Origin of the sequence: Providencia sp. PROV061 (genome assembly GCF_011045655.1) — a bacterium.
In the GTDB taxonomy this organism is placed as follows: Bacteria; Pseudomonadota; Gammaproteobacteria; order Enterobacterales; family Enterobacteriaceae; genus Providencia; species Providencia hangzhouensis.
In genome coordinates this window covers 2,289,194-2,310,358 of sequence record NZ_CP042861.1, presented here as the reverse complement: position 1 = coordinate 2,310,358, position 21,165 = coordinate 2,289,194, and the positions used below count along the sequence as shown (strand labels likewise).

Genomic DNA, 21,165 nt, shown 5'->3' with positions numbered 1-21,165 from the left:
TTCCCCGCAAAATAAAAATATGCATCATTTATTTTAGGATAATATTCTAGAAATTATTTGCCAATGTGGTGGATTAACACTTTTAACAATAAAGTTAAAAAATTTAAATTTCATCACATTTGTTTTACATGTCGATATTAAATACTAGACTAAAATTTCAGCATGAATTTAAATTCTTATAATTCAATTGGATAAAATAATGGCAATTTATCTATTTTGTTAATTCAGAGTTTTCTATCGATTCAAGTGATGCGCCCAATAAAATATGTTTATTTTATTAAACCAATTCGAGGGGTTTTGTCAGTATTAAATTTCAAAAAACCAATAAAAATTGGTTTTTCCGCTTCATTTTCGTATTCGGTGGCTATGTGACTAAAAACTGTCAATCATTAACGATAAAAAAACCAGCATGCAGATTCAATGCAACATGCTGGCCTTAAGTGTTTAACTACTAATTAATTAGCGACTTTGAGCTAAATCTGAAGGCATATTGCTTTGCATACTATGCCAAATTATTCCACTTTCTTTCCCATAATTACGCACACAATCCATAATACGGTCATAGGCTTGTTCACGGCAAAGATGGCTTAATTGTTGATAGAAATTTAACGCTAAACGCCTAGCTTCTGGGTTCGAAAAATAATAGCGACCAACACGGGTATAAAGCCCTTTTAAGCCGTTAATAATCAAGCCATAGATCGGGTTACCGGATGCAAATGCAAGACCACGGAAAATGTTATAATCCAAATCACTAAATGCATCTGAATTATCTTCAACCTTTTCCCGCTCAGCTAATACTTCTATTGATTTCTCGGGGTTATTTCGAAAGGCTGTACGGATAAAAATAGCTGCGATATTGGTACGTACTGCCAATAAATTATCGATTAGCTGGGGCACCCTATCGTGATCTAGCCTAGCCAATGTCTCCAAAATATTTAGACCAGACGTTTCCCAATAGTTATTCACTTTAGTTGGTTTACCATGCTGAATGGTTAGCCAACCGTCCCGAGCCAAGCGCTGTAACACTTCACGTAAGGTTGTTCGTGTCACACCAATTAATTCCGAAAGCTCACGCTCTGCGGGTAAAATTGAACCTGGTGGAAAGCGGTTGTTCCATATGCTCTCAATAATATACTCTTCCGCGAAACCAGCCGGACTTTGAGCTTTAATAACCATATTTTTATTATTCCAAACATTTAGACGGATATTGGGCAAATCATACCAGATTGTCATCGTCTGATATAGTTAGACTGAAAATAAAGAGTGAGGCAAATCATAGAATTTCCATATAATTCATAAGCTCTCAATTAGCAAATAAGCTTAAAATCCGCAAAAGATAAGAGTAGTATGTATAGCACAATACACGACATCCGCATAAAAGAGGATAACGAATCATAATGGATTTTAGTTTAAAAACTGCTTTTTTGAAAAATTTCCTGGGAAATTCACCTGATTGGTACAAATTAGCAATTATTGTATTTTTAATAATTAACCCTATTATCTTTTACTTCATCAGCCCCTTCGTTGCAGGCTGGCTATTAGTTGTTGAATTCATATTCACATTAGCAATGGCTCTTAAATGTTACCCATTGCAGCCAGGTGGTCTTTTAGCCATAGAAGCCGTTATTATTGGTATGACCACCCCTGCCCAAATTTCACATGAAATTAGCAATAACCTTGAAGTCATCCTGTTACTGATTTTTATGGTAGCTGGTATCTACTTCATGAAGCAATTACTGTTATTTGTTTTCACCAAACTGTTGATAAACGTGCGCTCTAAACGCATTCTTTCCCTTGCTTTTTGTATGGCAAGTGCATTTTTATCCGCATTTTTAGACGCATTAACCGTTATTGCCGTCGTCATTAGCGTCTCAATTGGCTTTTATTCTATCTATCACCAATATGCCTCTAACCAGCCCAGCAACACTGACCTACAAAATGATGGTTTCATTAATAGTGCGGAGCAAAAGCAAACCCTTGAGCAATTTAGGGCATTTTTACGTAGCTTAATGATGCATGCCGGTATTGGTACCGCGCTTGGTGGTGTCATGACCATGGTTGGTGAACCACAAAACCTTATCATTGCAAAGCATGTTAATTGGGACTTCATTACTTTTTATATTCGTATGGCTCCTGTGACCATACCTGTTTTTATTTGTGGCTTGGTTGTCTGTTTTGTTGTTGAAAAGTTCAAGCTATTTGGTTACGGTGCTGAGCTTCCTGACTCTGTACGTCAAATTTTGACTGAGCACGATAAAAAACTGACGGCTAAACGTACCAAAAGAGATCTTGCACAGTTAGTCGTTCAGGGCTTAATTGGCGTGTGGCTAATCGTTGCTCTTGCTTTCCATTTAGCGGAAGTTGGCCTTATTGGTCTTTCTGTTATCGTGCTAACGACCGCATTTTGTGGTATCACAGAAGAACATGCGTTGGGGAAAGCCTTCGAGGAAGCGTTACCCTTTACCGCATTATTAACAGTCTTCTTTAGTATTGTAGCCGTAATCATTGACCAACAACTATTCACCCCATTTATTCAGTTTGTACTGCAATCCTCTGAGTCGTCACAATTATCATTATTCTATCTATTTAATGGCCTACTCTCTGCCGTATCAGATAACGTATTCGTAGGGACTGTTTACATTACTGAAGCCTTAAAAGCAGCGAATGAAGGTTTGGTATCAATGGAACAATACCAATTCTTAGCCGTAGCAATTAATACAGGTACTAACCTGCCTTCTGTTGCAACACCTAATGGGCAAGCTGCTTTCTTATTCTTATTAACCTCAGCGTTATCTCCACTAATCCGTTTATCCTACGGCCGTATGGTTTGGATGGCTCTTCCATATACCATCGTAATGACTATTGTCGGGTTATTAGGAGTAGAGCTCTGGCTAGTACCAATCACTCATTGGATGGAAAGTATCGGTTTGATTACATTCGCTCAGTAACTATACTTTAAAACAATTAGCCATATACCAATATGGCTAATTGTAATGTTAGGTAAAGCCTTATCTGAAATTGCATTATTTCACTTTAATTGCTTTTTTTATCGAGCTGATAGAGGCAAAATGTGCGCATTACTCAATTAGGATACTAAGTATGTTCAGATTTTTTAACTACTGCTCGCAAGGGAGAGGCGCTTGGCTACTCATGGCCTTTATTGCCTTTATGCTCGAGTGTGCGGCCTTATATTTTCAACATGTGATGAAGCTACAACCCTGTGTTATGTGTGTCTATGAACGTGTTGCATTACTTGGCATTATGGTTGCTGGCTTAATTGGGGCAATAGCACCACGGAATATGGTAATACGCTGGGTAGCAATTCTTATTTGGGTTTACTCTGCTTGGCGTGGCTTAGACCTTGCATGGGAACATACCATGCTACAACTTTATCCTTCTCCATTTGCTTCTTGCGATTTTTTCGTTAATTTCCCTGATTGGTTACCATTACAAGAGTGGGTCCCTGCAGTGTTTGAAGCAACAGGTGACTGTGCCGTTAGGCAATGGGCATTCTTAGGGCTTGATATGCCACAATGGTTAATTGGTATCTTCGCGGCTTATCTCTTAGTTGCAATCATTGTTATCATCAGCCAATTCTTCCCAGCCAAAAAATAATCTTTAAAACCCCAAATGTTAAATTCAACATTTGGGGTTCCTAAACAATCACATCTATCTATTGAATGACTCTCTCTAATTTCACAGGGATATTTTTATACGCAGGAATACCACATTGCGGGTCGAAATTATCTAATGAAATTAAATTATTGGCTTCAGGGAAATAAGTGGCAACACTTCGGTCTGCCATATCATAGATCACCACAGTGAGGTTATCTAAACGCCGTTTTGTTGGTTTTTGTTCACGGTCTAATGCGATGAGATTCACTTTATCTCCCGCCTGTAACTTCTGTTTTTGGGCTTCTGCACCACTGATGAAAACAACATCTCGTTGCCCAAACACACCACGGTATCGGTCATTTAGCCCATAAATTGTAGTATTATACTGGTCATGGCTGCGTAATGTTGCCAAAATCAATTCACTGTTTACTGCTGAATTCGGGTCTTCAATAACGCCTTCTGTCGGTACAAAATTAGCTTTACCTGATTGAGTTAACCAACGACGCTCAGAAGCAGCGTTTGTCAGGTGAAATCCTCCCGGTATTTTAATACGTGCATTGTAATCATCAAAGCCAGGTAATACCGCCTCCATTGCGTCACGGATCAAGTCATAGTTACCGATAAAATCATCCCATTCGACTTTACTCTGAGGTATTGCCGCTTTAGCTATTCCTGCGATTATCGCACACTCAGATTTAAGGTAAGGGCTACATGGTTTAAGTAAACCTTTTGATGCGTGAACCATCGACATTGAGTCTTCTACAGTAACACATTGCACACCACTGCTTTGTCTGTCTATTTCACTGCGACCCAATACGGGTAATAAGAATGTTTGCTTAGCTGTTAATAAATGGGAGCGATTTAGTTTAGTTGCAGTATGAACCGCTAAATCAAGCTTTTTCATACCAGCAAAACAAGCGTCTTTATCAGGCATTGCAACCGCTAAATTTCCTCCCATGCAAATTAAAGCATTCGCTTTTCCTTCAGAAATGGCTTGCATGCTCGCGACTGCAGCATGACCGAATTCGCTTGGTGGTTTAAAACCAAATCGTTGTTCAATTTTGTCTAAAAAGCTTTTTGACGGTTTTTCTGTAATGCCAACAGTTCTATCACCTTGCACATTTGAGTGGCCACGCAATGGGCAGATACCCGCACCTTCCCGACCAATATTACCCTTAAGTAGCAGCAAATTGACTAATTGCTGAACATTCTGCGTACCATGTTCGTGCTGAGTGATCCCCATGCCATAACAAATAATGGTGCTTTTTGCTTCAATATAAAGGTCTGCAATCTCTTCGATAGACTCGCGTGGCAAGCCAGAAACCCTTAAAATATCCTTCCAGCTTGTTGTCAGTAAGTCATTTTTTAAAGCTTCATAACCCTGTGTATGAGTTGATATAAAATCAGTATCGAGAATAGGCTCTTTTCCTGCATCTACTGCGGCTTGGTGCTTTTCAATCAATAACTTCATAACCCCTTTAAGTAACGCAGTGTCTCCACCAACACGAACTTTATAATAGTGCCCCGCTAAAGGTGTAGATTCTAGCGTCAGCATTTCTAACACGTCTTGCGGATAGGTAAAACGCTCAAGACCACGCTCTCTTAAAGGGTTTATTGCAATGATCTTTGCGCCGCGTTTAGAAACTTCACGCAATGAGCTCAACATCCTTGGGTGGTTAGTCCCCGGGTTATGACCTATACAAATAACTAAATCCGCTTTATCAAAATCGTCTAATAATACCGTCGCCTTACCGACACCAATAGAGTTAGCAAGACCAACACTCGTTGGCTCATGGCACATATTTGAACAATCTGGAAAATTATTTGTTCCATATTCACGAGCCAGTAATTGATATAAGAATGCGGCTTCATTTGAAGTACGACCGGAGGTATAAAATTCAACGGTATTTGGGTCTGAATAACTTTGTAAACGCGTACCTATTTGCTGAAAGGCCTCTTCCCATTCGATAGGTTCATATTTGTCTGTTTGTGAATTATATTTCATGGGGTGAGTTAAACGCCCTTCATCTTCTAAATGAAAGTCATCCCATTCGAGTAATTCTGTTACAGTATATTTAGAAAAAAATTCTGGGGTTGTTTTTTTAGATGTTGCTTCCCAAGTAATTGCTTTTGCACCATTTTCACAAATATCAAATGATGCTGTATGTACAGGGTCAGGCCACGCACAGCCAGGGCAATCAAAGCCATCCACCTTATTCATTTCAAACATTGCAATGATATCGTGCCCTACTTTCATTTGGCCGCGTAAAGCTTCTGCAACTGCTTTTACAGCCCCCCAACCCGCAGCGGGGCCATCATACTCTTCAATTTTCTTTTTCATTAGGCATTACTCTTTAATAAATGGAAATATCTTTATATATGCTTTTATAATTATTTAAATTTTTCTTTATTATTTAATATTAGTAACTTCGCCGTTAAATATCAATAATTAAAATAAACACTTAAATAGATGTTCATAATTAGATGATTTATAAATGAGTAATTAGAATATAATTAAAAAATAAATGATGAATATTAATTTAACATTCAGTTATAATAAATGCATGAAGTTAATTAACTTTCCATTAAAAGAAAATTAATTAACTTCATAAAAAGAAGAGTTATATACAAGAGCCAGATTGTATAATGTCAACAGCACAACGTTTACCATTCGCAAATTGGCATACTGCAGTTTGTGACCCATTTAATTCTAATGTGAGTGCGGGCAACCCACCCGCTGACATACAAGCTTCTTGTGCACCGGGGCCTAAATTGACCACTTGTTGAGCATACTGACTCGCAGAATGTTCCACAGATTTATCCACGTTTGAACTACCACACGCAGATAACATGACAGATATAACGCCAATAAGTGACATTGCTATTATTGACTGAAAAAAATGATTAACCCTATGCCTCATTCCCTGCTTCTCCTATCATGCTACCTGAACATTTTGCACCAACTGTTTAGTGCCCGCCGCTTTTTGAAAATAAATTGATGACTAAAACACCAATAATAATTAATAGCATACCAATAATTGCAGGTAAATCGAGTTTTTGGTTGTAAATATAAATTGCAGCGACGGAAACCAACACGATCCCTAAACCTGACCAAATTGCATAAGCAATACCCAATGGCATTGTTTTTACTACCTGCGAAAGCCCCCAAAAAGAGACAGCATAGCCAACAATAACAATCAAAGACGGCCAAAAACGACTAAAACCATCAGATGCTTTCAATGTTGTCGTCGCAATGACTTCTGCAATAATAGACATCAACAAAAAACCCAACCCCTTCATCGCCTTTCCTTATTATTAGAATTAGTAATAATGAAACTTATTATTTTCCTATATACAACAAAAAAGCTCTGTCTATCCTGAAAATGACACAGAGCTTTTATATCTACTTCATGGTGCTAAGACGAGTTAATGATTTGTAGCTACGTCTATTCTATCAGTAAGAGATTCACTATAGCGCTTGAATAGATAAACACATAAAGCAAAGGCTATCAGACCGATCGCACCACCAATATAACCAATTTTAGTCATTCCCAAATGAACAATAACTTGGTTACCTAACAGCGCACCAGCGCCAATACCAATATTAAAAATTCCAGAGAAAATTGACATTGCCAAGTCAGTAGCATCTGGAGATAAATCAATCACCTTAACTTGCATCCCTAAGCCAATGCACATCATCGCCATTCCCCAGAACACTGATAACATAACCAAAGACCAAACATCTCTACCTAATGGCATCAGCAATAATAAACAAATTGTCATAAATGCGATTGCTGCAGGTAAAAATGATAATGAAAACTTGCTGCTGTAACGACTAAACATTACGCTTCCGAAAATACCGGCACCACCAAAAATCAGTAGTAGTAAAGTAGCAAAATTTTGGCTTTGCAATGCAACCTCTCGAACAAAAGGTTCAATATAGCTGTAAGCTGTAAAATGTGCGGTAACAGCTAAAACAGTTAATGCGAACATTCCTACGAGTGCAGGCCGTTGGAATAGCATAGGAACACTTTTTAACGAACCAGAATGTTCACTTGGTAAACGAGGTAAAAAACGGATCAACACAACCATAGTAAACAATGCAATGATACCAATACCTAAAAACGTCGCCCGCCAGCCTAAAAACTGCCCAACCACTCGACCAAGGGGAAGCCCTAATACTGTCGCTAAAGCGGTCCCCGTTGCTAATAACCCAAGAGCTTGGGCTTTTTTACCTGCAGGAGCAACCCGAATAGCTAAAGATGCAGTAATTGACCAAAATACCGCATGGGATAATGCAACGCCAATACGCCCTGCTATTAGAATATCAAAACTCCACGCAAACCCTGAAATAATGTGGCTAATAACAAAAATAACGAATAAAAAAGCTAATAATTTGCGACGCTCTATTTTACTGGTTAATAGCATTAAAGGTAACGACATCAAAGCCACAACCCACGCGTAGATTGTTATCATCAATCCAGTATGTGCGACCGTCATATCAAAGCTTTTTGCAATATCACTGAGTAATGCTACAGGCACAAACTCTGTTGTGTTAAAAACAAATGCAGCGACCGCTAATGCTATTACACGGATCCAAGCTGTTTTTCTAGAAACTTGCGTCATATTTCTCTTAGCCTTTACTTTCCCACAAATAACATACACAACGGTTTAATTGTGCGTAAAAATTGCTGCGAAAGGATATTGGTATTTCATACAGGATTGAGTTGTCACTAAGCAAGCTAGGTTGCTAATAACTCTTTTTATGTGAATTGTATCACATTTTTTCATTACTCATAAAGGCTCCTCTTTGCCTAATTGGCAAGAACAATATCATGTCTGCTTATTTTTATTCTCTCGACTATTCTGTTTCATTATTCGTTCAAATCTAAGTCATTTATCTGAATATTTATTACATTCAGTTATCTGAAAATACATCGCATTACTTTCTATGCTACAATCTCACTATTATTTTTTATGCTTAAAGGACCGCTTTAATGAAAAACCATTTTCCTACTGAACCTAACGTTAATACCTTAGCAGATGAAGTTACTTGCCTAAAAAACTTATTAACGCATATGCTAAAAGCTATCGGCCAAGCTGATGCAGGTAAGATTTTGGTCAAGATGCAACGTGAAGTTGCACAAATGGAAGACGAAAAACAGGCAGAAACCTATAAAAATACGTTAGAACAGATAAAAACAGCGTATCGCCAATAGATTATTTAGCGATAAATGCTATTTTAAGGATATACATGCTATAAAGTGGTTTAAACTGCACAAATAACTAAGTTTTAATCATGAAAATCATCTATCTTTGTTCATGAATTAAACCATTCTTTATTCATTTAGCTCCCCCTTCAGAACCCTATGAAGGGGGCTTTTTTTTCTACAACTTATGTATTATTCCGTTTATAAATATCTTGGCAATGCTGAATATATTCATCGACTGTTGTATCGTTGGTTTGCTTATCCCAACTTTTCTGTTCTTCAAAAGCCCACACTTCAAACGTTTGCCCAAAGTTAGCGCCTGACATACCAACTTGCTTATAAATCCGATGGTAAAAACCTTGCTCAGAACGGTAGATCTCAAATTTAAACGGAACTAACCTAGCGGGATTTGTCGTTGTCAAAAAATCATTACCAAACAATAACGTTTTCTCCAGAATATCCATTCTATCCCCTTGTTTAATTTATAAAATACGCATGGTTTACAACTTCTCTTCTAAGCATAGCGCATTTAACGCCATCCCGTAATTTTACCTATAAAAATAGATGATTTATATATTACCTATCGATAGGCTTGATGAATGAGAGGAGAGATATTAATGAAATAATAAGCTTCACTATTAAAATGAAGCTTATTATCAATAGATTATGATTTATTGTCGTACAACTGTTTTGCCATATCAATGCTGTCTGCGTTCACATCTTTTATATGGTCACGTGTTAACCGATAAACAACAGGGCTTAAAAGTAACAAGGCAATCAAATTAGGGATCGCCATCATGGCATTTAGTGTATCTGCCAACAACCAAACAAAATCAAGTGATTGTGTTGCGCCGATAGGTAAAGCAATCAGCCATAAAACTCTGTACGGCTTTATTGCTCGCAACCCAAATAAATATTGCACACATTTTTCGCCATAAAAGCTCCAACCCAGAATAGTGGTAAATGCAAACACGGCTAATGCGATAGCAACAATATAATTTCCACCGGGAATTACCGTTTGGAATGATGATGCGGTTAATGTCGCGCCTGTTTCACTGGTCAGCCAACCACCAGTAATAATGATAGTTAACCCTGTGACAGAGCACACAATGATAGTGTCAATAAATGTTCCTAACATCGCAATGAGTCCTTGGCGAATAGGGTTTTGTGTTTTTGCAGCGGCATGGGCGATAGGTGCACTCCCCAAACCTGCTTCATTGGAAAATACGCCTCGTGCAACCCCAAAGCGTATTGCAGCCCATACAGCAGCCCCCGCAAACCCACCTTGAGCAGCAACAGGGTTAAAAGCCGAGGTAACAACCAGAGAAAGTGCCGCAGGGATCTCAGTAAAATAAATACCAAGCACAATGACCCCCGCGCCAAAATAGGCAACAGTCATAAATGGGACAAGTTTTCCTGCAACATCAGAAATACGTCGCAGCCCACCAATCAATACCGCACCAACTAATAAAACTAAAGCCCCTGCGGTCAACCATTTATGCACACCAAAGTTACTTTCTAGCACATCTGCCACTGAGTTCGCTTGTACCGTATTGCCGATACCAAAACTGGCACATGCACCGAAGAAGGCAAACAGTGTTCCCAGCCAAATCCATTTAGGGCCTAATCCATTTTTAATGTAGTACATTGGGCCACCAATATATTGGCCATATTTATCGACTTCACGAAAACGGACAGCTAACACCGCCTCAGAGTATTTTGTTGCCATTCCTACCAATGCCGTCATCCACATCCAGAATAACGCTCCCGGCCCTCCCATGACCACTGCGGTTGCAACTCCGGCAATATTCCCTGTACCAATCGTTGCCGATAACGCTGTCATTAATGCATTAAAAGGTGATATTTGTCCCTCACCGCGTGATTCATTCTTTTGAAACAATAACTTAAAACCTGTCCCAATTTTTCTTATCGGTAAAAATGCAAGCCGGATTTGCATATAAATACCAACGCCTAAGATCCCAACCAGCATTGGTACTCCCCAAACCACTCCATTTAGTTCACTTAACCACGTAGTTATCAAATCCATCCTACCCCCAATTAATTCATATTAATTAACAAAACAATCGAATTCATAACAATTCCTTATCAATCTAATAAAGATTAAAAGTAAAATAAAAGCGAACAAATTTTCAGTAATTCTTCATTTAAAATAGAAGATTGTGAGTAAGCTCACTTGTGATTTATCGATTACAGTTATTAATACAATTTATTGCGAGTCAGAATTAGAATTGAGTTTGTAGCTGTAAATGGGTATTTTGAGGGAGCATATTTACCATATTGTATAGATAAAAAATGCCCAGTAATTAAATTATTACTGGGCAGATACTAAAATCGTTGTCTATTTAAAGCTAACTTTAGACTATTATTTAGGCTATTTTAAATATTCACCTGAGCGCAATGCTTCAATACGTTTGTCTAATGGTGGGTGTGATAAAAATAATTCACTGAATGCTTTACCACGACCATTGATGCAAAACGCCATCAAACGGCCTTCTTCTTGTGGCTCATAGCTCGTTTTCAACCGTTGCAATGCAGCTATCATCTTTTCACGGCCGACTAATTTTGCAGAACCTGCGTCCGCATGGAACTCACGATAACGAGAGAACCACATAGTAATGATGCTTGCCAAAATACCGAAGACGATTTCAAGTACCATGGAAACCGCAAAATAAACCATTGGGTTACCATTACTACTTTCACTTTCGTTATCACTGTTGGACATAAAGCCTGCCGCAACCTGTGCGATAATACGTGAAATAAAGATGACGAACGTGTTCACCACACCTTGTAATAAGGTCATCGTCACCATGTCACCATTCGCGATGTGGCTAATTTCATGAGCGATAACAGCTTCAGCCTCATCACGGCTCATATTCTCTAATAGCCCAGTACTTACTGCAACAAGCGAAGCATCACGGCGAGCCCCTGTTGCAAACGCGTTAATATCTGGAGCATGATAAATAGCCACTTGTGGCATCTGAATTCCAACTTGTTTTGCTTGACGCTCAACAGTTGATACTAACCACTGTTCTGTTTGGTTACGTGGAGTTTCAATAACCTCACCACCCACTGATTTTAGAGCCATCCATTTGGACATCAGTAGTGATATGAAAGCACCACCAAAACCAAATAGGCCAGCCATGATCATGAGGCCTTGGACACTACTACCTCTGATCCCAGTTAAGCTTAGGATTATCCCAAACACAAACATAACCGCTAAGTTTGTGAGTAAGAATAAAGCAATTCTCATCATTTTTTATGTATTCCTTGGTAAAAACAAATATACGTAGAATTTACTTTATAAATAAGGTTTTTTCACACTTTTTCAAGTGCATTAACGCGAAAACCCTAAAAAATAACATAACTTTACATAGCTGCGTTCAAAACTCATCATTATGCTCTAAATAAATGATAACTTCTTTAGTAAGAATTTAACCATTTGTTTTTAAAGGCTCATTTTGTAACCATTTAAATTCAAAGCTATTTGTAATTGAAACGATAAAGCTAGTTAGCCAATCACCAAAAACAATTTAGTGTATTTATCTATATTATCACTCATATTGTTTGCCAAATGAATGAATATTTACTTTTACTTCCACTCTATTAAAAAATAATGCCACATTAAGTGGCACTATTCTGTTCTATCGCTGTCTGTTGTTTAGTTCTCGCGCTAATTAGTTTTCTCTTTAGTCGATTTTGTTGATTTCTCTTTTGCTGTCTTAGCTGTTTCTTTATCTTTGGCTTTAGACGCTTTTTCTTTTACCGCTTTTGCTGATTCTTTATCTGCCGCTTTGCTAGCTTTCTCTTTCACTGCTTTTGCTGGCTCTTTATCTGCCGTTTTGCTAGCTTTCTCTTTCACTGCTTTTGCTGGCTCTTTATCTGCTGTTTTGCTAGCTTTTTCTTTCACCGCTTTTACTGATTCTTTATCTGTCGCTTTGCTAGCTTTTTCTTTCACCGCTTTTGCTGATTCTTTATCTGTCGTTTTAGCGGCTTTTTCTTTTACTGTCTTAGCTGTATCTGATGCTTTATCACTGGCTTTGCTTGCTTTATCAGAGGCTGTTTTACTGGCTTTATCACTCGTGCTCTTTATTGAGTCAGAAACCGATGGTTTACTTGATTGTTTAGCAACACCTGCACCAATCGAAGCGCCAGCCGCTTTCGCTTTGCTGTTAATATCATTTTTTAATTCTATGGTACACACTTGCTCTGAGCGACTTGTTGAACCATCATTACAAATAAATTTACCATCTTCACAGCGATCTATTCCCCCTTTACTTCCAGAACATGGGTAATTTCTTGCATTCGCTGTATTAATAGATGCAATCATCATTACACTAACTGCCATTAATCCTACAAATAATTTACGCATGGTATTGTCTCGTTGTTAAGGAAAGCTATACCAAAAGTTTAGGATAAATTAAGTAAAGGTAAAGAAACCTATAATTAATCATCAATTTCAGTCAGTCGTTTTGGAAAATAAAATAAATAAAGAATAAAACTGCACTAATTTAATAGCTACTGACTAAAAACACCAAAATTAACAATAAATTAACATTTGATTTTCTATTTTCTAAGCGGATTAAGATAGCGTTAAAGAAACTCAAAAAATTAAGCCAGCTTTCGCTGGCTTAATTCCGTTAAACACTAAGAGAATATTATTTATTATTTGATAATAGCTTAGTATGTTGATTAGCTAAGTCGATCGCCATTTTCACCGTTTCATCGAGGTATGGGTCTGGCCCCTCATAATCTTTAGGCAAATCATCAATTGATTTCAATAGTGGTTTACCTTCCCGAGTATTACGTTCATTTATACGTTTCAATTTTGTCGCTTCAAGTTCTGAATCTTCTTTTTGGCGCTCTGCATAGTTGAGCGAAATAAGATTCTTACTCTCTTTGTTTACTTTATAGCGAGCAATATCTTCATCAATATAGTTGAATTCAGGGTCTTTGCTAATACGTGCCAAATGCTGAGTTTTTATTGGTGATAAATCAGAAGACACATTACCAACAGGTGTATATTTTGCCGGTGGAATACTATCCCATGGTAATGCATTGTCCTCAAAGCTTTCTCCAGTTTCAGCTGGGTCTTGGCCTGTAGGCATTATCACATCAGGGGTTACACCTTCACGTTGTGTGCTACCACCATTAACTCGGTAAAACTTCTGAATGGTATATTGGACAGAACCTAATGAAGGCCATTCTGGTTTTAGCATTTGATCGTAAACACGGCTCAAACTACGGTGCTGCTGAACAGTTCCTTTACCAAAGGTTGGTTCCCCAACAATCATCGCTCTGCCATAATCTTGCATTGCTGCAGCAAAAATCTCAGATGCGGATGCACTAAAGCGGTCGACTAAAACAACAAGAGGCCCCTTATAATAAATAACATCGTCATCATCAATATCTTGGCGAACTTGACCGTTATTATCACGAACTTGAACAATTGGCCCTTTCGGAATAAACAAACCTGATAAAGAGACCGCTTCGGTTAATGCTCCACCACCATTACCGCGTAAATCAATAACCAATGCGGAAACATTATCTTTAGCCAAGTTTTGCAATTGAGTTTTAACATCATTGGTTAAACCAACATAAAAACCAGGAATATCTAAAACAGCAACTTTATCTTTACCTTGCTGTTTAATCGTCAGTTTGACTGCTCGGTCTTCCAGTCGGATCTGCTCCCGAACTATGGTGACAATATGAGGTTTCGCCCCTTTAGTATCAGAAACGACTTCTAACCGAACTTTACTTCCTTTCGGGCCTTTAATTAAAGCAACCACATCATCAAGGCGCCAGCCAACCACATCAACAATAGGTTTACCCGTTTGGCCAACACCGATAATTTTATCGCCGACTTTTAGCTCTTTACTTTTAGCAGCTGGCCCCCCAGCAACTAATGAGTTAATAACCGTATTTTCGTCATCTTGCTGTAATACCGCACCAATTCCTTCTAATGATAAGCTCATTTCTGAATTAAATTGTTCAGTATTACGAGGCGACAGATAACTTGTGTGTGGATCAATTTCACGAGCGAAAGAGTTAACTATCAATTGAAAAACGTCTTCACTTTGCGCTTGCGTTAAACGCCGCAACGCAAAATTATAGCGTTTTGTCAGTTTCTCTTTGATTTCTTTATCATCTTTACCTGATAGTTTTAAATTCAACCAATCATAACGCACTTTTTGGTCCCATAGACGATCAAGCTCTTGCTTATCTTTAGGCCATGGTGATTTTGAACGGTCAACTTCAATAGAATCAGTCGCATTTAAATCGATGGGTTGCTCTAAACGAGCCAATGCATATTTAAAGCGCTCGAAACGTCTTTCCTGAGACAGGTTATACAGGTCATAGAACGTATCTAATTTGCCATCCTCAAGCCACTGACCCACTTTGCCTTTATCTTTGGCGTATTGGTCAATATCGGATTGAAGTAAAACATTATGACCGAAATCTAACATATTGAGATAACGATCAAATATCTTCCCAGAAAACGCATTGTCTAAATCGAATTGGCGATAATGTGAGCGAGTAAACCGAGAGGTGACCCTTTCACTCACAGTACCGTGCTGTGCACTCTGTTTTAAGACAGGTAACTGAGCCGCAGTGACCGGAGCCACTGCTTGAGTATTAGCTATTGCACTGCCAAAAGTCGCTAGACTTACCACCAATGCAATTTTAAGAAGTTTGTTCATGACCTGATTGACCTCCGTATCAGAACTTTAAATGTTCCGCGCGTACAATCATTGCCAGCCCTGTTGGCAATTGAACCCTAACACCATCTTTCGCAATTTCCAGCACAGAGGCGTCCATCACACTGGTACCGACTTTCACTTTCAAAGTTTGACCAATTTGAAGGGTATTGATATCAGTGACTGATTTCAGATTTTGCTCTGGCGCAGGTGTATTACGACGAGGGGCTTTAGCAGATGTATTTTGCGAGCGTTCTTTATTATCTGACGGACGGCGACGAGGCGTTTTTTCTTTAGCTGCATCTTGATTACGAGGGGTTTTCTCACTCGCTTTTTTCGCTGCTGGACGTTTTTGTGCTTTTTGTTCAGCACGTTGTGCTTGAACGCGAGCTTTAGCCTCGGCTAATTGTTGGCGCGCATGAGCAATATGTTCTGCATCTAATTCACCACAATCTTCACCATTTAAGTCAACGCGTTTAGCGCCCTCTTTAACACCGTAGAGATAACGCCAGCTAGAAGTATACATGCGTAACGCAGAACGCAATTGCGTTTTGCTAATACCATCTTCTTCTTTTAAGCATCCTACGATATCTTGAAAAATTCCGACTTTTAACGGACGTGCTTCGCCTTCAGCGATAAAACAGCGAGGAAAACGCTCTGCTAGAAATGCGATAACTTCTTTACTACTATTCAACTTAGGTTGATTTTCCATGAAATTTCCTGATAACAACGATTTTGCCAACCTCACGGGCATGAACAAGCCGACATTATAATCGTGTTGCTGACAATTGCCACGTTACTATTAATTTAACTGACCATTATTTAGTGATATTTAGGCATAGAACACATTGCCAGATGTTGGCACAACTGGTTTACAAGGTGTTGTAGCCCTTTTTCGTCTTCTTGGTCGAATTGGCTAATATTTGGGCTATCAATATCTAAAACCCCGATAATTTGCCCACTAACTACCAAAGGGAACACAATTTCAGCGTTACTTGCTGCATCACAGGCAATATGACCTGGGAAGGCATGAACATCTTCTATACGCTGAACTTGGTTATTACTAAAAGCTGTACCACAAACGCCTTTACCAAAAGGAATTCGAACACACGCAACTTTACCTTGGAAAGGACCCAGAACTAATTCTTGCCCATTACTGAGATAAAAACCAGCCCAGTTAACCCCTTCTAAATATTCATATAATAATGCACTGGTATTTGCTAAAGTTGCAATTAAATCATACTCACCTGCAAGTAATGCAGAGAGATTGTCCGAAAGTTCAAGATAATACTTCTTTTTATCCATAATTATTTCTTGTAATAATCAAGCAATTAATCGAATGTTTGTAAGCGTAGCCCTAAGGTTACCAATTTGTCACTTTGAGGTAAATTTTTTTACACTAGATTACATCTAGGTAACCACCTAAAATGAGTCAATATGAACTACATTAACCACACTGATTTGCTTTTTCAACGTTGTAATCATTGCAATCAGAAGCTACTAACCCCTCGAGCCAACGTACGACAAGTCGTTGTTTGTCCTCGCTGTTCTAGTCAACTTAATGATGGACGTTCTTGGTCACTCAACCGTTTATCAATACTGGCTATCACATTACTGATGCTTGCTCCCATTGCTTTTTGGCAACCCCTTATTTCTATTCATTTATTAGGAAGCCAAATTAATGCAAATGTCATTGAAGGTATACGCTTAATTAATCAACAAGGGGATCCATTTACTGCCAGTATAGTGGCTTTTTGTGCTATTGCAGCCCCCTTATTATTACCAATTTTAATTTTATTGTTATCTATTGGTCAGCATATCAATTTGAATCTCCGGCCTATTCTTTTAGTGTTAAGCCACATCAAAGAATGGGTTATGTTAGATGTTTACCTAATAGCATTGGGTATTGCCGCCATTAAAATGCAAGATTACGCAAGTGTATTCATTGGGCATGGCTTAGTGGCTTTTATTACTATGTCTATTCTCAGTTTATTAATTCTCATCCACATAAACCTAGATGAGTTATGGCAAAAATTTTATCCCATCAATAATAAAAAAGTACAAGATAACTCGCTAACTTGCACGGCTTGCCATTACACTGGGCCCGCAAATTGGAATGGGAAATGCAAACGATGTCATCGCCCTCTTCATTATCGGGAACCTTATAGCTTACAAAAAACTTGGGCCGCACTAATTGCTGCCATGGTGTTATTGTTTCCTGCTAATTTAATGCCAATCTCTATTTTTTATCTCAATGGACAGCGCTTAGAAGACACCATTTATTCTGGGGTTGTCTCTTTAATTGATTCAGGTAACTGGCCAATCGCAGTTATTGTATTCATCGCCAGTATACTGGTTCCATTTATTAAGATTATTATTATGATATTGCTACTGTTTTCTATCCATTTAAAAAGCAATACTGACCCTATTTTACGTATGAAATTACTTAGGTTTGTTTCGTGGATTGGTCGTTGGTCAATGCTAGATTTATTTGTCATCGCCTTGATGATGACACTCGTTAACCGTGATCAACTCATGTCTTTTACTATGGGGCCAGCCGCACTGTATTTTGGTTCAGCCGTTATTTTAACAATTTTGGCTGTTGAGTGGTTAGATAGCCGTTTAATTTGGGATTCTTATGGAAAATCAAAACCTACAAAATGAACCCTCTGAAGAAATATCAGAAGCCATATTACGCAAACGCAGGCAAATTTCGCCTTTCTGGCTATTGCCTTTAGTCGCTATTTTCATTGCAGGCTGGCTTTTGTTTCAACATTGGGCTGAACGAGGAACGGATATCACTATTGAGTTTACATCCGCACCTGGAGTCGTCGCCAATAGAACGCCTATCCGGTATCAAGGGGTTGAAGTAGGTTTAGTACAATCCGTTGCTATCAGTAAAAATATGAAAACCATCATTGTCACTGCTAGTGTGAATAAAGATATGCGGCCAGCCTTAAATTCAGGGACTAAATTTTGGTTAGTGACCCCCAAAGCATCGTTAGCGGGTGTTTCTGGTCTTGATGCTTTAGTTGGTGGAAATTACATTGGTATGTTACCAAGCACAGGCACAGAACAGTTCTCTTTTGTTGCACAAGACACACCACCGCAGCTAGACATTGATAAAGGTGAATTACTTATTCACCTGACTGCTCCAGATTTAGGCTCACTGAATGAAAACTCGCCTATTTATTACCGGAAAGTCCCTGTTGGTTATATTTCAGACTACACCATTTTGCCTGATAACCAAGGGGTTTCCATTTCTGCCGTTGTCAAAAAACCTTATGTTCACTTGGTCCGTAAAGAGAGCCAGTTTTGGAATGTGTCAGGGCTACAAGGCAGCTTTGACCTTAAATCTGGCGCTAGCGTAAAAATGGAAAGCCTTTCTGCTGTTATAAATGGCGCCATTGCTTTTGATTCACCACAAGACAGCCCACAAGCAGAAGAAGGGCAAAAATTTGTCCTACAAGACAGTAAAAAAATAGCCCAAACCGCAGAACAAGATGGTAAAGACCCCCTGTTGCTAACACTTTGGGCACATGACACTTATGGCGTCGATAAAGGTCAACCTATTGTTTATAAAGGCATTCAAATTGGCGAGGTGTTACAGCGTCACTTAGCAACTGAGAAAGTAAATTTTAATATCCTGATATATGATGAGTTCCAACATCTTGTTCGAGAAGACAGCAAGTTTGTTGCTAATAGCCGAGTGGATATCCAATTAGGTCTTAATGGATTACAATTCCAAGGAGCTACTCCCCAAGAGTGGTTAGATGGTGGTATTCATCTGATAGCAGGACAAAGCCAAGAAAAACTCCCAGAAACTTTTCCTTTATATCGTAGTGATGATAATGCAAAAGCGGGTATTTTAGGGGCTTTACCACCCACAACTATCACTCTCAATACCACAACATTACCAGACATTCAGGCAGGCTCTGTTGTTCTTTATCGCCAATTTGCAGTCGGCAAAATAATTGCCATTAAACCGACCAAGGCTGGGTTTGCGATCAATGTAAATATCTCAAATGAATATCTTCACTTACTCACTGAAAACAGTGTATTTTGGGCTGAAGGTGGTGCAAAAGTTCAACTTAATGGTAATGGTTTAACCGTTCAAGCGGCACCGCTGAGCCGAGCCATTAGCGGTGCTATTAGCTTTGATAACCTGGATGGAGGTGTTGCCAATACTGCTCGCCAACACACACTTTATCCAAATGAAACCTCCGCGAAAGCAATAGGAAGCATCATTACATTAACAACATTTGATGCATCAAAACTCTCAGAAGGCATGCCTATCCGTTATTTGGGCATCAATATTGGCCAAATTGAATCATTAAAATTGTCATCTGATAAACGTGAAGTACAAGCAAAAGCCATTCTATACCCTGAATATGTCAGTGCTTTTACCCGGTTAGGAAGCCGTTTCGCAGTTGTAACACCTGAATTATCCCCTGCGGGTTTAAATAATTTAGATAGCATATTACAACCCTATATTAGTGCTGAGCCAGGACGTAATAATAAAAGCCGTTATCAATTTGAATTACAAGCTGCAAATATTACAGACTCGCGTTATCTAGACGGTTTAACTATTTACCTTGATGCGAGTGATGTCGGCTCCGTTCAAGTTGGCACGCCTATTTTATTCAGAGGCCTAGAAGTCGGTGTTGTTACAGGTCTATATTTGGGAGAGCTTTCCGATCGCGTATATGTTGCCACACGCATTGGTAAGGAATACCAATATCTCATTCGCAATAATACAGAATTTTGGCAATCTTCCGGTTTTAATTTCTCATTTGGTTTAACTGGTGGTGTCGCCAAGAGTGGGACTTTCAAACAATTTGTACGCGGTGGCATTTCCTTCGCAACCCCGCCGTCAGTGCCTTTAGCCCCAAAAGCCAAGCCTGAACAGCATTTCATCCTGAAGTTGGAACCCCCTAAAGATTACATGGGCTGGGGAACTTCTATTCCTAAAAAATAACCACTATTAGGGTGCATATTAACCACATATAGCACCCTAACCCTTCATGCGTCATAAAAATTATTTTGGAAATTAATTCCATTTATACTATGCTTAATTTCATTGGGCTGTTTATATATAGTTAAAATCAATGAATGAGGTGCAGTTATGTGTATTGTAAAATTGAAAATATCTTCCTATGAAATTAATGATGCAGTTATGGCTTCCCATAAAAGCGACACAGTGAGTATTCCATGTGATTCTGATACCGATTTTTGCATGCAGCTTGATGGCTGGGACGAGCATACAAGTATCCCTGCAACTTTAGATGAAAAGCCAGTCCTGCTCTATCGTGATCGTTATGACAAAGAAAATCACCATTGGGTGATGAAACTTGCTTAAGAATTTTGTTAGTACACTTAGGCTATTGACTAAGCATATAAGTAGGTAGGAACTGAAAAGCTGATATGAAATGAGAACTAACAAAATAATAGGCAAAAAAAGAGGCCTGGTAGATTCCGATTACCGGGCCTTGGGAAATGGCTCTGGCAGAGCCGTGCGCTAAAATTGCCATTGAGACGTAACAAAGTACACTCTAATACTAGCTTTCAATGCACGTTCTTACCATGTTTATTATCAATATTTTCACATATTATTAACACAATTT

General features: G+C 38.7%; 18 protein-coding genes. 6 read left to right on the top strand and 12 right to left on the bottom strand.

What is annotated here, in order from left to right; translation table 11 throughout:
* Nucleotides 1-459 precede the first annotated feature (459 nt).
* Nucleotides 460-1,176 (bottom strand): fatty acid metabolism transcriptional regulator FadR, encoded by a 717-nt coding sequence (gene fadR / locus FVA72_RS10490; protein ID WP_094960513.1) that lies wholly within the window; start codon nt 1,174-1,176, stop codon nt 460-462.
* A 221-nt stretch (nt 1,177-1,397) separates the two neighbouring features.
* Between fadR and nhaB the strand changes: the two genes are divergently transcribed.
* Entirely contained in the window at nt 1,398-2,948 is a 1,551-nt protein-coding gene (nhaB, locus tag FVA72_RS10485; RefSeq protein ID WP_004254031.1) for a sodium/proton antiporter NhaB, read from the top strand.
* Nucleotides 2,949-3,099: 151 nt separating this feature from the next.
* Complete coding sequence (dsbB, locus tag FVA72_RS10480; RefSeq protein ID WP_004254030.1) at nt 3,100-3,615, top strand: disulfide bond formation protein DsbB; 516 nt, start codon at nt 3,100-3,102, stop codon at nt 3,613-3,615.
* A gap of 58 nt (nt 3,616-3,673) precedes the next feature.
* On the opposite strand, the gene FVA72_RS10475 is transcribed toward dsbB, so the two are convergent.
* From FVA72_RS10475 to FVA72_RS10460, 4 genes are all read right to left on the bottom strand, one after another.
* Entirely contained in the window at nt 3,674-5,956 is a 2,283-nt protein-coding gene (locus tag FVA72_RS10475; RefSeq protein ID WP_110591775.1) for an FdhF/YdeP family oxidoreductase, read from the bottom strand.
* Between the two features lie 280 nt (nt 5,957-6,236).
* The gene (locus FVA72_RS10470) at nt 6,237-6,536 is read right to left on the bottom strand and encodes a DUF333 domain-containing protein (protein ID WP_110591776.1); all 300 of its coding nucleotides are present in this window, start codon (nt 6,534-6,536) and stop codon (nt 6,237-6,239) included.
* A 46-nt stretch (nt 6,537-6,582) separates the two neighbouring features.
* Nucleotides 6,583-6,915 (bottom strand): DMT family transporter, encoded by a 333-nt coding sequence (locus FVA72_RS10465; RefSeq protein WP_004254027.1) that lies wholly within the window; start codon nt 6,913-6,915, stop codon nt 6,583-6,585.
* A gap of 126 nt (nt 6,916-7,041) precedes the next feature.
* Nucleotides 7,042-8,241 (bottom strand): sugar transporter, encoded by a 1,200-nt coding sequence (locus tag FVA72_RS10460; protein ID WP_110591777.1) that lies wholly within the window; start codon nt 8,239-8,241, stop codon nt 7,042-7,044.
* 371 nt (nt 8,242-8,612) lie between these two features.
* On the opposite strand from FVA72_RS10460, the gene FVA72_RS10455 reads away from it, so the two are divergent.
* Complete coding sequence (locus FVA72_RS10455; protein WP_004253922.1) at nt 8,613-8,834, top strand: DUF2594 family protein; 222 nt, start codon at nt 8,613-8,615, stop codon at nt 8,832-8,834.
* A 176-nt stretch (nt 8,835-9,010) separates the two neighbouring features.
* Here FVA72_RS10455 and FVA72_RS10450 read toward each other — a convergent pair whose 3' ends face one another.
* From FVA72_RS10450 to FVA72_RS10420, 7 genes are all read right to left on the bottom strand, one after another.
* Complete coding sequence (locus FVA72_RS10450) at nt 9,011-9,289, bottom strand: hypothetical protein (protein WP_110591778.1); 279 nt, start codon at nt 9,287-9,289, stop codon at nt 9,011-9,013.
* 200 nt (nt 9,290-9,489) lie between these two features.
* Complete coding sequence (locus tag FVA72_RS10445) at nt 9,490-10,872, bottom strand: alanine/glycine:cation symporter family protein (RefSeq protein WP_110591779.1); 1,383 nt, start codon at nt 10,870-10,872, stop codon at nt 9,490-9,492.
* A gap of 345 nt (nt 10,873-11,217) precedes the next feature.
* The gene (htpX, locus tag FVA72_RS10440; protein ID WP_004253918.1) at nt 11,218-12,099 is read right to left on the bottom strand and encodes a protease HtpX; all 882 of its coding nucleotides are present in this window, start codon (nt 12,097-12,099) and stop codon (nt 11,218-11,220) included.
* A gap of 417 nt (nt 12,100-12,516) precedes the next feature.
* Nucleotides 12,517-13,215: a cell envelope biogenesis protein TolA gene (locus FVA72_RS10435; protein WP_110591780.1), complete on the bottom strand. Its 699-nt coding sequence runs from the start codon at nt 13,213-13,215 to the stop codon at nt 12,517-12,519.
* A 286-nt stretch (nt 13,216-13,501) separates the two neighbouring features.
* The gene (gene prc, locus FVA72_RS10430) at nt 13,502-15,544 is read right to left on the bottom strand and encodes a carboxy terminal-processing peptidase (protein WP_004253916.1); all 2,043 of its coding nucleotides are present in this window, start codon (nt 15,542-15,544) and stop codon (nt 13,502-13,504) included.
* Between the two features lie 19 nt (nt 15,545-15,563).
* Complete coding sequence (gene proQ, locus FVA72_RS10425; protein WP_036957687.1) at nt 15,564-16,253, bottom strand: RNA chaperone ProQ; 690 nt, start codon at nt 16,251-16,253, stop codon at nt 15,564-15,566.
* A gap of 110 nt (nt 16,254-16,363) precedes the next feature.
* Nucleotides 16,364-16,846, bottom strand: coding sequence for a GAF domain-containing protein (locus FVA72_RS10420; RefSeq protein WP_004253911.1), 483 nt, complete (start codon nt 16,844-16,846; stop codon nt 16,364-16,366).
* A gap of 132 nt (nt 16,847-16,978) precedes the next feature.
* Between FVA72_RS10420 and yebS the strand changes: the two genes are divergently transcribed.
* The 3 genes from yebS (at nt 16,979) to FVA72_RS10405 (ending at nt 20,900) form a co-directional block, all read left to right on the top strand.
* Nucleotides 16,979-18,205 carry a membrane integrity lipid transport subunit YebS gene (yebS, locus tag FVA72_RS10415; RefSeq protein WP_094960507.1) on the top strand — a complete coding sequence of 409 codons (1,227 nt, stop codon included), beginning with the start codon at nt 16,979-16,981 and terminating at the stop codon, nt 18,203-18,205.
* Nucleotides 18,180-20,519: a PqiB family protein gene (locus tag FVA72_RS10410; RefSeq protein WP_110591781.1), complete on the top strand. Its 2,340-nt coding sequence runs from the start codon at nt 18,180-18,182 to the stop codon at nt 20,517-20,519. The genes yebS and FVA72_RS10410 overlap by 26 nt, the downstream gene beginning before the upstream one ends.
* A gap of 147 nt (nt 20,520-20,666) precedes the next feature.
* Nucleotides 20,667-20,900: a DUF1480 family protein gene (locus tag FVA72_RS10405; protein WP_004253902.1), complete on the top strand. Its 234-nt coding sequence runs from the start codon at nt 20,667-20,669 to the stop codon at nt 20,898-20,900.
* Nucleotides 20,901-21,165: the final 265 nt, after the last annotated feature.

Bases quoted from the DNA above. Each gene is read 5' to 3' on its own strand.
- fadR (WP_094960513.1), bottom strand. From the start codon at position 1,176: ATGGTTATTAAAGCTCAAAGTCCGGCTGGTTTCGCGGAAGAGTATATT.
- nhaB (WP_004254031.1), top strand. From the start codon at position 1,398: ATGGATTTTAGTTTAAAAACTGCTTTTTTGAAAAATTTCCTGGGAAAT.
- dsbB (WP_004254030.1), top strand. From the start codon at position 3,100: ATGTTCAGATTTTTTAACTACTGCTCGCAAGGGAGAGGCGCTTGGCTA.
- FVA72_RS10475 (WP_110591775.1), bottom strand. From the start codon at position 5,956: ATGAAAAAGAAAATTGAAGAGTATGATGGCCCCGCTGCGGGTTGGGGG.
- FVA72_RS10470 (WP_110591776.1), bottom strand. From the start codon at position 6,536: ATGAGGCATAGGGTTAATCATTTTTTTCAGTCAATAATAGCAATGTCA.
- FVA72_RS10465 (WP_004254027.1), bottom strand. From the start codon at position 6,915: ATGAAGGGGTTGGGTTTTTTGTTGATGTCTATTATTGCAGAAGTCATT.
- FVA72_RS10460 (WP_110591777.1), bottom strand. From the start codon at position 8,241: ATGACGCAAGTTTCTAGAAAAACAGCTTGGATCCGTGTAATAGCATTA.
- FVA72_RS10455 (WP_004253922.1), top strand. From the start codon at position 8,613: ATGAAAAACCATTTTCCTACTGAACCTAACGTTAATACCTTAGCAGAT.
- FVA72_RS10450 (WP_110591778.1), bottom strand. From the start codon at position 9,289: ATGGATATTCTGGAGAAAACGTTATTGTTTGGTAATGATTTTTTGACA.
- FVA72_RS10445 (WP_110591779.1), bottom strand. From the start codon at position 10,872: ATGGATTTGATAACTACGTGGTTAAGTGAACTAAATGGAGTGGTTTGG.
- htpX (WP_004253918.1), bottom strand. From the start codon at position 12,099: ATGATGAGAATTGCTTTATTCTTACTCACAAACTTAGCGGTTATGTTT.
- FVA72_RS10435 (WP_110591780.1), bottom strand. From the start codon at position 13,215: ATGCGTAAATTATTTGTAGGATTAATGGCAGTTAGTGTAATGATGATT.
- prc (WP_004253916.1), bottom strand. From the start codon at position 15,544: ATGAACAAACTTCTTAAAATTGCATTGGTGGTAAGTCTAGCGACTTTT.
- proQ (WP_036957687.1), bottom strand. From the start codon at position 16,253: ATGGAAAATCAACCTAAGTTGAATAGTAGTAAAGAAGTTATCGCATTT.
- FVA72_RS10420 (WP_004253911.1), bottom strand. From the start codon at position 16,846: ATGGATAAAAAGAAGTATTATCTTGAACTTTCGGACAATCTCTCTGCA.
- yebS (WP_094960507.1), top strand. From the start codon at position 16,979: ATGAACTACATTAACCACACTGATTTGCTTTTTCAACGTTGTAATCAT.
- FVA72_RS10410 (WP_110591781.1), top strand. From the start codon at position 18,180: ATGGAAAATCAAAACCTACAAAATGAACCCTCTGAAGAAATATCAGAA.
- FVA72_RS10405 (WP_004253902.1), top strand. From the start codon at position 20,667: ATGTGTATTGTAAAATTGAAAATATCTTCCTATGAAATTAATGATGCA.